General features: G+C 63.4%; 11 protein-coding genes. 5 read left to right on the top strand and 6 right to left on the bottom strand.

Translation table 11 applies throughout. The features are described from left to right. Nucleotides 1–39 precede the first annotated feature (39 nt). Both ACZY1I_RS16760 and ACZY1I_RS16755 read left to right on the top strand, forming a co-directional pair. Nucleotides 40–1,377, top strand: a complete 1,338-nt coding sequence (locus ACZY1I_RS16760) for a M23 family metallopeptidase (protein ID WP_463755551.1) — start codon at nt 40–42, stop codon at nt 1,375–1,377. 20 nt (nt 1,378–1,397) lie between these two features. Further along, on the top strand, nt 1,398–2,393 hold the full coding sequence (locus ACZY1I_RS16755; RefSeq protein WP_463755550.1) for an alpha/beta fold hydrolase: 996 nt from the start codon (nt 1,398–1,400) through the stop codon (nt 2,391–2,393). Between the two features lie 7 nt (nt 2,394–2,400). Here ACZY1I_RS16755 and efeB read toward each other — a convergent pair whose 3' ends face one another. From efeB to efeU, 3 genes are read right to left on the bottom strand one after another with little or no spacing between them, the layout of a single operon-like run. Continuing rightward, entirely contained in the window at nt 2,401–3,705 is a 1,305-nt protein-coding gene (gene efeB / locus ACZY1I_RS16750; RefSeq protein WP_463755549.1) for an iron uptake transporter deferrochelatase/peroxidase subunit, read from the bottom strand. A gap of 2 nt (nt 3,706–3,707) precedes the next feature. Beyond that, a complete protein-coding gene (gene efeO / locus ACZY1I_RS16745; RefSeq protein WP_463755548.1) occupies nt 3,708–4,922 on the bottom strand; it encodes an iron uptake system protein EfeO in 1,215 nt (404 codons plus the stop codon). Further along, entirely contained in the window at nt 4,894–6,459 is a 1,566-nt protein-coding gene (gene efeU, locus ACZY1I_RS16740; RefSeq protein WP_463755547.1) for an iron uptake transporter permease EfeU, read from the bottom strand. The genes efeO and efeU overlap by 29 nt, the downstream gene beginning before the upstream one ends. A 207-nt stretch (nt 6,460–6,666) precedes the next feature. On the opposite strand from efeU, the gene ACZY1I_RS16735 reads away from it, so the two are divergent. Further along, nucleotides 6,667–7,935 (top strand): TetR/AcrR family transcriptional regulator, encoded by a 1,269-nt coding sequence (locus ACZY1I_RS16735; protein ID WP_463755546.1) that lies wholly within the window; start codon nt 6,667–6,669, stop codon nt 7,933–7,935. A gap of 207 nt (nt 7,936–8,142) precedes the next feature. On the opposite strand, the gene ACZY1I_RS16730 is transcribed toward ACZY1I_RS16735, so the two are convergent. Together ACZY1I_RS16730 and ACZY1I_RS16725 are read right to left on the bottom strand one after the other, a co-directional pair. Continuing rightward, a complete protein-coding gene (locus ACZY1I_RS16730; RefSeq protein ID WP_463755545.1) occupies nt 8,143–9,330 on the bottom strand; it encodes a cytochrome P450 in 1,188 nt (395 codons plus the stop codon). After that, nucleotides 9,327–10,322: an LLM class flavin-dependent oxidoreductase gene (locus ACZY1I_RS16725; RefSeq protein ID WP_463755757.1), complete on the bottom strand. Its 996-nt coding sequence runs from the start codon at nt 10,320–10,322 to the stop codon at nt 9,327–9,329. The genes ACZY1I_RS16730 and ACZY1I_RS16725 overlap by 4 nt, the downstream gene beginning before the upstream one ends. 164 nt (nt 10,323–10,486) lie before the next feature. On the opposite strand from ACZY1I_RS16725, the gene ACZY1I_RS16720 reads away from it, so the two are divergent. Further along, nucleotides 10,487–11,332 carry an SDR family oxidoreductase gene (locus ACZY1I_RS16720; RefSeq protein WP_463755544.1) on the top strand — a complete coding sequence of 282 codons (846 nt, stop codon included), beginning with the start codon at nt 10,487–10,489 and terminating at the stop codon, nt 11,330–11,332. A gap of 67 nt (nt 11,333–11,399) precedes the next feature. Here ACZY1I_RS16720 and ACZY1I_RS16715 read toward each other — a convergent pair whose 3' ends face one another. Next, entirely contained in the window at nt 11,400–12,461 is a 1,062-nt protein-coding gene (locus tag ACZY1I_RS16715) for an NAD(P)H-dependent amine dehydrogenase family protein (protein WP_463755543.1), read from the bottom strand. A 228-nt stretch (nt 12,462–12,689) separates the two neighbouring features. Here ACZY1I_RS16715 and ACZY1I_RS16710 point away from each other — a divergent pair, with 228 nt between their 5' ends. After that, the gene (locus tag ACZY1I_RS16710) at nt 12,690–13,787 is read left to right on the top strand and encodes an NAD(P)H-dependent amine dehydrogenase family protein (RefSeq protein ID WP_463755542.1); all 1,098 of its coding nucleotides are present in this window, start codon (nt 12,690–12,692) and stop codon (nt 13,785–13,787) included. The last annotated feature ends 4 nt before the right edge of the window (nt 13,788–13,791 follow it).

Here is a 13,791-nt window from a genome sequence, read left to right as displayed (position 1 = left end):
AGACTATGCTCAGCCCGGCTAATAAAGGAGGCTCATCAGATGGCGAAGCGGCAACGACGGAACCAAGCGCCCAGCTCACTCGGCAAATGCTTGGCTGTCATCGGGTTTGTCCTCACCCTTGCCGCTTGCACGCCCACGTCACCGACGGGCCAGACCGGCTCGACCAGTGCTCCGCCAAAGAACGACCCGCTGGCCGGCATCACCGTGCCCGACGCGTTCACCCCGTTGACGGTGACCCCGATCAGTCGGCCAACGTTCCCCTTCCCCGGTAGCGACGACAAATATCACCTGGCGTTCGACATGCAGATCTCCAACGCGACCGCGGCGCCCGCATCCCTCACCGGCGTTGACGTCGTCGACGCGCAGGACCCCAAGAAGGTGTTGGCCCAGTTCCCCGGCCCCACCCTGGTAGATCCGACCTGCGACTACGGCAACTGCAATCGGCTGCGACTGCTGCCCGCCGCCGTCGCCACCAACCTGACAATTCAGCCGGGAGAGTCTCGCTCGCTGCTCATCGACTTCAAGCAGGACAACTTGTCCGACTTCCCCAGGGCGGTGATGCTGCGGGTACACGGCCTCGGCGTGGCGAGGCCGGGATCCACAGAGCCGGGCCCGTTCGACACCCTGGGTGCCCCGTTCAACATCTCGGCCGGTATGCCGCGGATCCTCGCCTCGCCGCTGCGCGGCAATAACTGGGTCGCCTTCAACGGCTGCTGCGAACCGGGATGGGCGCACCGCGACGCGATCCTCCCGTTGAACATGAAGCTCAACAACAGTCAGCGCTTCGCGATCGACTGGATGCGAATGAACGACCAGGGCAACTTCTTCAACGGTGACCACGACAAGAACGAGAACTACGTCGACTACGGATCCGGGATCTACGCGGTGGCCGACGGCACCATCGTCTCGACGCTGGACAACATCGAGGCCAACGCCCCCGGTATCTTGCCCGCATCCGTACCCGAACTGGCCGCGAAACTCACCGTGGAAAACGTCGATGGCAACCACATCATCATGGACATCGGCGACGGCGCCTACGCCATGTATGCCCACCTGATCAAGGGTTCGCTGATGGTGAAGCCCGGCGATAAGGTGAAGAAGGGCCAACAGATCGCCAAGCTGGGCAACACCGGCAATTCCAACGCGCCGCATCTGCACTTCCAACTGATGAGCGGCCCGTCGCTGTTCGAGGCCGACGCCCTGCCCTACGTCATCGAGAACTTCAGCTACCAAGGCCAGCTCAACGCGAAACAGGTGTGGAACGCTGACAATTTCATCAGTGGCTCATTTTTCGGGCCGGATATGTTGTCAAATCCTCAACTGAAGGGTAATCAGTTGCCCGTCCTGTTGGCCGTCGTAACGTTCCCGGCCACCTAGCCTCCCGAAAGGCAGGAATTGTGGATTACTTTACCGAATGGCACAGCGGCGGAACGGAATTGAGCTGGAGGTCAACGACCGACGCCAATGAGAGCCAGGCGGTCTCGGTGTTCCTCCGACGGTATGGCACTCCCGGCGCACCCGCTCTGGTGTGCGTCCACGGCTTTCCGACATCCAGCGTCGACTTCTATCCGTTAGCCCGTGAACTGGGCGAGGATTTCGAGATCTTCGCGCTCGACTTTCCCGGCTACGGCATCTCCGACAAACCACCGGAGCCCTATGTCTACTCGCTGTACGACGACGCGCGCCTGCTGACTTACGCGATCTCCAAGGTGTGGAAGCTGAACGAATACCGCATGATCACTCACGATCGAGGCAGCAGCGTCGGGATGATCGCACTCAGCCAACTCGCCGAGAAGTCATTGCTGCCAGTCGATCTCATCATTACCAACGCCAACATCTACTTGCCGTTGTCCAACCTCACCGCATTCCAGACCGCACTGCTCGACAGCAAGACCGGCCGGGCCACCGCCGCGGAGGCGACGCCGGAGTTGCTGGCGGCCGGCCTCGGGGTCACCACCTTCATGCCGCGTCGCAGACCCGAGGATCCCGAAATCGCCGCCCTGGCAAAGTGTTTCGCTTACGACAACGGCACGCGGGTGCTACCAGACACCATTCAATATCTGCATGAACGCGCCGCTGATGAAAAGAAATGGCTGCAAACACTCTCCAAACTTCCCGTCAATGCCACCTTGGTATGGGGACTCCACGACGTGGTCGCTCCCCTACGGGTCGCGAACCATGTCTGGCAGGCGTATCTGCGGGATATGCCGGGGCGAAGCCGCTACTGGGTGGTGCCGACGGCGGATCACTATGTGCAGTGTGACGCCCCCGAGGAACTGGCCCACATCATTCGGCTTACCGCGCAGGGCAAAGACATCACCCTGCAATTACAGACGCTCGGGGATCGCCCCGAGGGCGCGGTTCTGGTGGATCAACGAACCAACGTGGTGTAGCAGCGCCTCAGCTGAAAAGACTCTGTCCGACGTAGTGGCCCTGGCTGGGTGCGGGCGGAACGGCGAATACCGCGGACCCGATATGGCGGATGTATTCGTTGAGTAAGTCGTTGGCGCCCAGGCGATTCTGTAGCCGGACGAAGTTCTGTAGGTCGTTTTGATACGACAGGAACAGTAGGCCGGCGTTGAGTTGGCCGGTGGTGTCCAGGCCGTCGGTGTAGTTGTAGGAACGGCGGCGGATCATCACTCCGTCGTTGTTTTCCCTGGCGGCCAGGCCGACGTGAGACAACGGGTCGATCACCGGTTTGCCGTCGGAGTTCTTGGCGCCGAAATCCGGGGTGTCGAATTCGCTTTTGCCGGTCAACGGCGCGCCGTCCTGTTTGGAACGGCCAAAGGTCTGTTGTTGGTCGCCGATTCGGTCGGTGTCCCAGGTTTCCAGCAGCATCCGGATCTTACGGGCGACCTGATAGGTCCCGCCGTTCATCCAGGCCTGGTCGGAATTGTCGACCCACACGAATTGGCGGTACTGCTCGTCGGTGCTGACGTTGCGCGTTCCGTCCTTGAACCCCATCAGGTTTCGGGGTGTGGCCTGTCCGGGTCCGGCCGATGCGCGGCCGAAACCCAGCACCTGCCAGAACGGCGAGACGATGTTGCGGCCGAGCCGGGTCAGGTTGCGGGTGGCGTGGTAGCACACCTGCGGGTCGTCGGCGCATGCCTGCACCGACAGGTCGCCACCATGCAGGCGTGGGTCAAGATTGTCACCGTTGAGTGCGGGCAGATCCGCGAACAAGTTTGGCCGCTTAGCCGCCAGACCGAAGCGGTCACCGAACACCGACGGTCCCAGCCCGATAGTCACGGTCAGGCTGGCCGGGCTCAACCCGAAAGCCTCCCCGGTGTCGGCCGCCGGTTGCACATCGTGCTGTGGCTGTACCGCGCCGACCGGATTGCCTTGCTGCAGAACGGCGGCCGCCGCCGACCAGCGGGCCAACAACGATTGCAGTTCGGCGCGTCCGGCGCCGGCGGCCAACGAGAACGACATGAATACGCAGTAGCGCTGTGGCGGCGTGGCGATTCCGCCGGGATGTTTGGCGCTACCCGATTCTGCATAGAACGGGTAGCTACGACGCAGATCGACGGTGTCGTTGTCGCCGCCGGACTGTTGTTCGGCGGTGGCGTAACCGGCGAATCCGCCACCCGCGGCGCCGACGGCGGCACCGGCCAGGCCGGCCAACGCGGCGCCACCGAGAATGCGTCGGCGCGAGACCTTCTCGTTCTCAGCCGGTTCCGGCGGCTCGCTGGTTTGATCGTCCATAATCAATTCGCCTGAACAACTTTCTGGGCCACCATGGACAGGCTTTGGTGCAGCGGCTGGATCACAGCGGTCAGCTTCGATGCGTCACTGGCCTGCAGTGCCGGGGTGTAGGTCCGGTAGCCACCCAGTGCACCCGCGTCGCGGTAGCGATCCAATGTGGTTAGTACGTCCTTGAATTGCCGGTCGATCTGCCGGACGAGGTTGCCGTCGATCTTGTCCAGCCCGGGTCGCAGCGACGCGTATGCCTGCTGCGCACCTTCCACGTTCCCGGCGAAGTCGACCAGGTCGATGTGGCTGAAAGCCTCTTCTTCGCCGGTGATCTTGTTGTTCTGGACTTCCTCTATGAGGTCGGCGGCGCCGTTGGCCAGGTCTTCGGGCCGGTACTGCAGGGAGGCCACCGTGTCATTCAATTTGCCGACGTTGCTGACCAATTCGGTGCTGAGGTCCTTGGTTTCCGGGGTGATTGCGCCGCCCTGCCACAGGTTACGTTCGATGGCGTGGAAGCCCTTCCAACCGACTTTGGTGTCAACCGGGGTGGACTCGCGCATGTCGATCAGGTAGTCGAGATTGCCGGCGTTGTCGCCAACGACGAAGCCAGGCAAGACGAATCCCTCGACGCTGGACTCCGCGCGTTCGTAGAACGGCCGTGCCTTGGCGTACGCCGCTTTCGCCCCCTCGACGTTGCCGGATTGCACGGCCGCGTCGAGTGCCTTCACGGCGTCATTGAGCTGGCTGATCTGCTTGACGATGTACGCCGCGTAGTCCTTGGTGCCCTGGCCCAAAATAGTTGCCACGGTACCGGTGGCCGGTGCCGGTGCGCGTCCGCTCACCGTCAGTGTTTGGTATTCGACGTCCGCGCCTGGGCAGTAGACCTGATAGGAACCACCGTCCAGAGTGACGGTGAATCTCACCGGGTCCAGTCCCGGCGCGAGGTTTTCCTTCTCGCCGATGATGCGTTGATCCTGGAGCAACTCCACCTCAGTGATCCCGGGCGCGCTGGCGTTGGACACCGTGAAGGTCACCGGCCCGGCCGGCACCGTCGTGGTGTTCAGCATGCAGCGATCTTTTCCACCCTCGTTGCTCATTGTCACCGAGACGGCATTGGAGCCGCCGGCCGCCGGCGAGTCGGTACTCGCATGGCTGCATGCGCTGACCGCTAATGCGGCGACGGCAACTGTCGTCCAACAACTACACGACCGGTTGGCTGACTTCGGCATTCGTCGCTCGCCCCCTCTCTCTTACCGACGTGGACCGGCCGGCGCGCATCGCGGCAATCACACAACTCAACGCAAAGACAGCCAATACCAACGGAAGCCAAACTTGCCACAACTGCCGCTCGGCGCGCTGCTGCGCGTCGGTGTTGAGCTGTGCTGCCACCGATTGGTCGTCAATTGTGGACCAGTCTGTGGGCAGACCGCCCAGGCTGACCGTTTTGGGAGCGGTGAGACCACCGCCGTTGAGCACTGCCGTGCGATTGCTCGCCGCCTGCGCGGTCACCACGGAATTGTCCTGCGCGCGAACGGTGTAGACGGTGTTTGCGGACCATTGCGCCTGAAACGGACCCGGGGTACGCGCGGCCGAAATACCCACCGGCAGCCGGCCACCGGTCAGCTCCGCCAGTTCGGCCAGCGTGACCGTTGGCGCGAAGTCACCGGACGCCGGTAGCGTCGCCTGCCACACGCGGACCGAGACTCCGTCGACCGAATCGTCACCGGCTGCGGCAAGCACCACGATGCCGCCGTCAGTAATTGACAGCGCCCGCCCGGCCGGCGTGGTGGACAGCGAGATGGTGGCTGCGCGCCCGAGTCGATCGGTTACGGCGCGATCTTGAGGGTCCGACGTCGAAACCCCGGCCGGGGCCGCGATCGCCAGCAGCGAGGCCCCGATGAGCAGCGCTGCCGCGGTCGCTGCCAGCAGCCATCGCCTCGATTGCGGCGCGCTGGCGAGCCGAGCGGGCCACAGGAAGACGACCAGCACCGGCACCGCGTAGAGCAACCAGCCGAGCACTTCGATGAGTCGAGGGTCGGTGGGTATCCCGAAAAGTCCGGTGACGAGCGCGCCGCGCACCGACCGTCCGGGAATCCAAGACGCCAGATCAATGACCTGGTGTTGGCCGATCGTCACCCAGCCGGCTTCATGCGCGGTGCGCAGCGCGGTCAGCACCAGTCCGGCGGCGATCAGCACCAGGAACACGCCGGTGACGCGGAAGAAGCGGGCCAAGTTGAGTTTGAGGCCGCCGAAGTACAAGCCGACGCCGATCGCGATCGACACCGCGATGCCGGCCGCCCCGCCGAGAACGGCGAACCAGCGACTCCCTTGCGTGGTCTGAGCGGCGGCCAGCAGAAACACCGCCGTCTCGAAGCCTTCTTTGAGCACCGCGAGAAAGGCCATGACCACCAGAGCCAGCGAACCACCGCGGCTGATGGCCTGTTCCGCTTCCCGTTCGAGTTCGCCCTTGAGCCGCCCGGCATTGCGGTTCATCCAGATGATCATCGAGGTCACGAAGACGACGGCAATAGCGCCGATGACCGTTTCCATCATCTCTTGCTGCCGCTGCGGCAAGGTCGCGGACAGCGCGTTCAAGCCGACACCCACCGCGATGCTGATCAGCACAGCCAGGAACACACCGGCAAACATCGGCCTGGTTGATCGACCATTGCGCTTGAGGAACGCCGCGACGATGCTGACGATCAGCGTCGCCTCCAGGCCCTCCCGCAGGCCGATCAAAAAGGTGCCGATAAAAACGCCTTGCATACCCCGGTTCCTGTCTCCCCTGCCTGGGGATGCACTTAGTCCAGCCTAACTAATAGGCTCGTCGCGTCCAGCTAAGTGGGCTGCGCATCCGTACCACGCGTGACCTCGTGCTACCTAACGTTTGTTCGGCGAGTCACCACGCGCTACGCACCCAGGTCAGCGGGTATCGGTAAGCTCCAACCTAACTTTCGGTCAGGATGGTCGCCAGTGACGCCAAAGCGCACTTCGGGTAGCACCACACTCGACGACAGCACCCGCCGTGGTGAGGTGCTCGAGATCGCGGCGTCACTGATCGCCACATCCGGGCTGCGGACGTCCATGCATGAGATCGCCGCGGCTGCAGGCATTCAGACGGGCAGCCTTTATCACCACTTCGCGTCGAAGGAAGCGCTGCTGGCCGAGCTGCTGCGGCGCTACCACGCCGGCCTGGACGGTGTCGCCGAACATGCTCTGGACACGCTCGATCACCCCGACTCGCAGCCCGGATTCGATCGCATCGCCGAGTTGGGCGACGCGATCGCGACGTGCGCGGTGACGCATCGTGCCGCTATCCAAATCTCGCTCTACGAGGTGCCGAGCACCAACGCCGACCTGGTGGAATGGGCCGGGCGGCGGCCGACCGCGATTTTGGAAGCCATGTACCAAACACTGCGGGCCGCGCGGTGGAGTGGTTACCTCCGACCTGAGGTAGACCTGCACGTGCTGGCCGATCGGATCTGCCAGACGATGCTCTACATCGGTCTGGACGCCGTGCGACGGACCGTCGCGCCCGATCAGCTGGCCAGGTTGTTGTGCCGAATCATGCTGGAAGGCTTGAGCGTTCAGCCTCTCAGTGATGCCGAACTGGACGGATCGGCGGCCTTCGTCGCCGCCAACAGGGGCATCCAGGAATGGCGCGACGACGGCGAGGCCGAGGACCGGGCGGCGCATATCCGCGCGGTGGCGCGCGTCGAGTTCGGCCGTCGCGGCTACGAAAGCACATCCGTCCGCGACATCGCGGCGGCCGCTGGACTCGGGCATGGCACCTTGTTTCGTCTGATCGGTTCGAAGGATGCCCTACTGGCCTCGATCATGAATTCCTTTGGCGAGAAGGTGGACACCGGTTCCAAATACGTCCTCCGGTCCGGCGCGTCTTCTGTCGAGAAGCTGGATGCGCTGAGCTGGATCGACACCACCGCGCTGGACCGATTCGGCGATGAGTTCCGGATCCAACTCGCGTGGATGCGACAGATTCCCCCCGACACTCCCAATCCGAGCCTGCAGTTTCCGAAGCGGTTACGTCAGATCAAATCGCTTCTCGCAGCGGGGATCAAGGCCGATGAGATCAAGAGCTATGACACCTCGTTGGAGACGCTGGCGCGTTGCGTGATTTTGCTGAAATGGATCCCGTCGAGCATCCTGCAGCAGTTGGGCACTCGCGCGGCGCACGTGCACATCCGCGACACCATGCTGCGCGGGGTGGTGCGCTCCGGTTGAGTCGCACTGGCTTTTGATGCGCTGAAATCACACGCGTCACGTGTGTATCGGCAAACCGGGCACCACACGATTCAAGAATGCGATATCACCGGCGATAGCTGCGTCGAGGGTCTCACGGCGTGATATCACCGGCGATAGCGCATTTCACGATCGATTGCCACTCTTCTTCCAGTGACAGCTGTGACAGATGTGAATGGCGTCGGTAGCTTACGCAGTAACGACGGGCAGTTTCGACCATCCCCGCACGCTGCTGGTGTGCGCCTTCACCGCGTTGTCGTAGTCGATGTCCCACTCCGGCCAGCGCTTGAGCACTTCCTCCAACGCCACCCGCGCCTGCATCCGCGCCAGAGCCGAGCCCAGGCAGAAGTGCAGTCCGTGACCGAAGCTCAGATGCCCGCCGACGCGATGAATATCAAATCGCTCCCCGTCGGCGAACTTCCGCTCGTCGCGATTGGCTGATCCGTTGAGCAACAACATGATCGACCCTTCGGGAATGTCCGTGCCGTGGCAGGAGACGCCACGCGCGACGTAGCGGGCCTGCACCGGCGAGGGAGCCTCGTAACGCAAGACCTCCTCGATCGCCGTCGGGATCAAGGCTGGATTCGCCACGATCTCGCGACGCTGGTCGGGATGCTCGGCAAGTAGTTGCCCGATGAAACCGATTAGCCTGGTCGTCGTCTCATTGCCGGCGCCGGCGATCATGCTGGTGTACATCAGCACCTCGGTCCGTTCGAGCTTGCGGGTGACGCCGTTCTCCTCGATCTCAGCGTTGAGTAATTGCGTCATCAGATCGTCGGAGGGATGCTCCTGGCGCCAATCGATGTACTCGGAGAACATCTCATAGCTCTGCGCAAACAGATCCCCGTCGATCGCCCTAAATGTGCCCTCCCGCAGATTGATTGCCTGACCTCCGCGGTCGCGGATATCTGCCTGATTCTCTTCGGGAATGCCCAGCAGATATCCGATGGTGCGCATCGGGATCATCGACCCCAGATTCTCAATGAAGTCGAAGCTCCCCGACCCCACCAGCGGGTCCAGCGCGCGTACGCAGAAATCGCGGGTCAGCGGCTCGATCGCCTCCATCCGTCGCGGGGTGAAAACCCTTGACAGCAAACGACGATGCAGATCATGCAAGGGCGGGTCCTCGAACAGGATCACGCCGGGCGGCACCTGAACACCGCTCATGATGATGTCCATGGTGGTGCCGCGGCCAGACCGGTAGGTCTCCCAGTTCGTCAGCTCCGGCGCCACATCCTCATACCGGCTCAGCGCGAAGAACTTGTATTTCTCGTTGTAGTACAACGGAACTTCGTCGCGCATCCGCTTCCAGACGGGATACGGATCGTCGTCGATGTCGAAATCGAAAGGGTCGTAGTAGATCTCAGCAAGTGTCATGCAGACTCCGCAGATATCGGGCGGGCGGCCTCGGGCAACACGACTTCGCCCACCCGCTTGAGATAGGGCCATGCCACATCCGGTGGCACGCCGCCGCACAACGGCGACAACGTCAACATCTTCCCGGCGCGCACCCGCGAAATCGCGTCTTCTACCGTGATGATCACGTGCGACTTCCCGGTCTCGCGCAGCTCGTCAACTGTGCTGACGTGCGAGAACCCGGCGGAGGTCTCATTGCCGGGATTCCACTCGGCATACGTGCGCGCGTCATGCAGCAGGTGCTCCCCCAGCTCAGACCAGGCCTGGTCCAGGTCGTCGGCGACAAAGGTGACCGACGGTGTGCTGCGGTCGGGAAAGAACGCCATTCCCGGTTCATAACCGTGCTTGCGCGATGACTCCTCATAGGCCTCGCGCATGCCAGGGATGTTGGCGTTCGCCAGCATGCCCAAGCCGTAGCGTCCGGCCCGCCGCGCCGCCGCGAGACTGCCGCCGCCCCACATCATCGCCGGACCACCCTTGGTAAGTGGTTGCGGCGTGACGAAGATCCGGCGTCCCTCTTCGACGACCTTCTCGCCGGCAAGCAACCGGCGCAGCAAACCCAGCTTCGCATCAGCTATCCGGCCGCGGTCGCCCAAGTCCAGGCCGAAGATTTCGTACTCCTCGGGCCGGTACCCCAACGCCAGGATGTAGGACGTTCGCCCAGCGCTGAGAATGTCGAGGACCGCCATGTCCTCGGCTAGTCGCACCGTGTCGTAGAACGGCAGGATCAGGATCAGACTCAGCGCCAGGTGATCGGTGCGCGCTGCCACCGCCGAGCCCAAGAGCAGTGGTGACGGCAGGTAACCGTCGGCAGACCCGTGGTGCTCACACAACACCGCGGCGAGGCAGCCGTGGCTCTCACCCCATGCGCACATCTCTGGCGCCGCGGCATACAACGCCGTCGAATCGGCCCCGAAGGCCGGAGCCCGCATGTCGAACCGCAGCGTGTACACGGCCACTCCTAGCAAACCTAATATTTGTCTCACGTACGCTACGTGGGACTTGCAATCGAGGTCAACCACCGGGTCCGGTGCCTGTCTCAACAGGGTTTGAAACTTACATCTGGTCCAGATACTGTAACGTCGGTTGATGAATTACCAGGAAAAAGGGGTAAGAAATGACAGCGGCGTCAGACTTATTGGGCTATGAAGGCAAGCGAGTTCTAGTCGTCGGTGGCGCGACCGGTATGGGCGCGGCCGCGGCGCAGATTGCCAAATCTCTCGGCGCACACGTCACCGTGATGGACTTCGCGCCGGTGGACTTCGACGTGGACAAGGTGATCTCGCTGGACCTCAGCGACCAGGATTCGATCGACCGGGCGGTCGACGAACTCGACGGACAGGTCCACTCGCTGTTCTCCGCCGCCGGTGTCGCCGACGGCCCGAAACTGATGCGCGTCAACTTCATCGGGCACCGCCACCTGATCGAGCGGCTGTTCGATAAGGATCTGCTGCAGCGGGGCGCGGCGATCTGCTTCATCTCGTCGGTAGCCGGAATGGGTTGGGAGAACGACCTGGAACTGGTTCAGGACTTCCTGAACACGCCCGACTACAAGGCGGCCCACGACTGGTGCCAGGAGCGGGAGCCGCAGGGCATCATCCACTACGGCTTCAGCAAGAAGGCGATCAACGGTTACGTCGCCTGGCAGGGGTACCACTTCCAGAAGAAGGGCGTACGGATCAACGCGGTCTGTCCCGGCCCGACCGACACTCCCCTGGCCCGCGCCAACGCCGACCTGTGGCTGACCTTCGCCCAGGACTACCGCGACGACACGGGCACCGCGACGCTGACGCCCGAGGACATCGGCAAGGCAATGATCATGCTCAACAGCGCCGCCTCGGCATCCGTCAACGGCATCACGCTGAACGTCGACCAGGGGCACGCAATGGCGTCGATCACCGGGTCATACGCTCCTGGCAAGGCGATCATGGACCTGATCACCGGGCGGGTACAACTCGCCTGATCCCCGCGAGCAGACGTAAAATCCCCTTGGAGCGCGCGTTCCAAGGGGATTTTACGTCTGGTCAGCGTCAGTCAAACACGTACCGCGGCAACGTAGTCGGCATATCCAGCGAGCTGAGCAGCCCGGGTTCAGCGTCGACGACGTAAGGGATGGCGTTGACCACCCGCATAGCGGTGGCGGCCATCGCCGCGTGGCCGGCGCCGTGGCCCTCGGCCGCGCCGAGGGTGAGGGCACAGTGAATGTCGGGATCGCCCTCGATGTCCACCCGGTAGGTCGCGTCGCAGTCTGAGGTGGGCCAGTCGGGTGCGACGTCTCGTGCCATCCGGATGACGTGCTCGATCACGATGGCTTCGCGGCCGTTGACTACCCCGGCGGCCCGGGTGCGCACGGCGCCGCAGGTGCCGGCCGGGATGGTGCCGAAAGCCACCTCGATGTCCCGGTCGGTCAACTCTCGGTCCAAGGTGCCGTGTATCTGCTCCACCTCGACGCCGAGACCACTTGCGATCAGATGCAGCGGTGCTTTCCAAGCCATTTCGATGAACCCGGGCGTCTTGAGCATGGGTTCGAAGTCCAGTGGGCGCCCGAAGCCCATGCCGTTCATCATCACGTCGGCCACCGGATAGTGGTCGTTGAGGGCCACCTCGCTGACCGTGATGCTGCGGATGCTCTTGGACTGTGTCGTCATGAGCAGCGCCAACTGATCGGACGCGAACCCGGGAAAGATGCCTGACACGTAGAACGACGCCCCACCGGACTGGGCCGCCGCCGCGAGTTGGGCGCGCCACTCCGTCGCGAAATACGAAGGCGGATAAACCAAACTGGTTGACGTCGTCGATACGACATTGATGCCGGCCGACAGCAGTCGGAGGTAGTCGGGCACTGCGGCGCCGTCGCGTTCGGGGCCGCTGGCGGCGTACACCACACAGTCGGGTTTCAGCGCGATCAATGCATCAGCGTCGCCGGTGGCGGCCAATCCCAGCGACGTGCCGCCGCCAAGCTCGCCGGCGTCCTTGCCCACTTTGTCGGGCGAATGCACCCATACGCCAACGAGTTCCATATCGGGCCTGCGCCGGATGGCATCGATCGCGTGGGAGCCGACTCCCCCGGTGGACCATACAACGACCCGCATGGGTGCCTCCTTTTACTGAGTCGCGGCGGCGGGGTAGAGGTCGGTGGCCGGCGCTGCCCAATCGGGTGCTCGCATGTCGAACCTCAACGTGAACACCACTGCACCATAACCTAACGTTTGTTCTATCTACGGGACGCAGATGCGGGCCGATGCTTGACCCGTCCGACTCGTGGCTGTTAGCTTCCGGATCAAACATTCGGTTTTCTCGAGCCGCCAAGGAGGCCAGCGATGGCCAATCACCGAGTAGTGGTCTGGGCGACAGGTGGCATCGGATCGATCGCCATCCGTGCGATCCACCGCCGTCCCAATCTGGAGCTGGTTGGGGTGTGGGTTCATTCCGACGACAAAGTCGGCAAGGACGTGGGCGAACTCGCCAACGGCGAGCCGATCGGACTTGAGGCCACGAACGACGCCGACGCGCTGATCGCTCTGAAACCCGACTGCGTGATCTACGCCGCCAGTGGTCCCGAACGCGACGCGCTGGCCATCCCCGACTACGTCAAGTTGCTCGAAGCCGGCATCAACGTCGTCACCACGAGCACCACGCGGCTGGTCAATCCGCACGCCTATGAGCCGGCCGAGTGGCGTGACCAACTGGTCGCGGCGACCAAACAGGGCCAGGTGTCGTTGTATGCGTCGGGAATCGAACCCGGTTTCGCCGCCGACTACCTCCCGTTGGTGCTCACCACGCAGTCGTCGTCGATCGAAAAGATCCATTCGTTCGAGATGGGCCTTTACGACGACTACGGCGTCCCCGACATCATGAGCGACGCGCTCGGGTTCGGCCGGCCGATGGACTACGAGCCGTGGATCGGCTTTCCCGGCGCGATCGCCGGTGAATGGCAGGGCCAGATCCGGTTGATCGCGGACGCGCTCGGTGTCGAGGTGCAAGAGGTACGCGAGTCGTTCGATCGTGCCCCCACCAATCGGACCCTGGAAGTTGCGATGGGCACTGTCGAGGCCGGGACCGCCGGTGCGCTGCGGATGCAGGCGATCGGCGTGGTCGATGGCCGCGAAGCCATTGTGATCGAGCACGTCACCCGACTGGCGCACGACGTCGCACCCGACTGGCCGACCGGCATCGGCGACCTGTCCTACCGGGTGGTGATCACCGGCGACCCCGACATCGACTGCTCGATGGCGGCCACACTCCGCGATCCGGCCCGAGCGGGAATCGGAAGCATGACCTCAGGTGCCGGTGCCATGGTGGCCACCGCGATGCGCGTGGTCAACGCCGTACCGTATGTCGTTGCCGCACAACCAGGTCTGCTCAGTTCGGTGGACCTGCCGCTGACAATCCCCAAGCACGCGTTCGTCACCGGGTGAGGCC

The organism is Mycobacterium sp. IDUB_37 (assembly GCF_055419245.1).
Note: the sequence above shows the minus strand (reverse complement) of the source record. Positions and strands in the feature narration are given on the sequence as shown.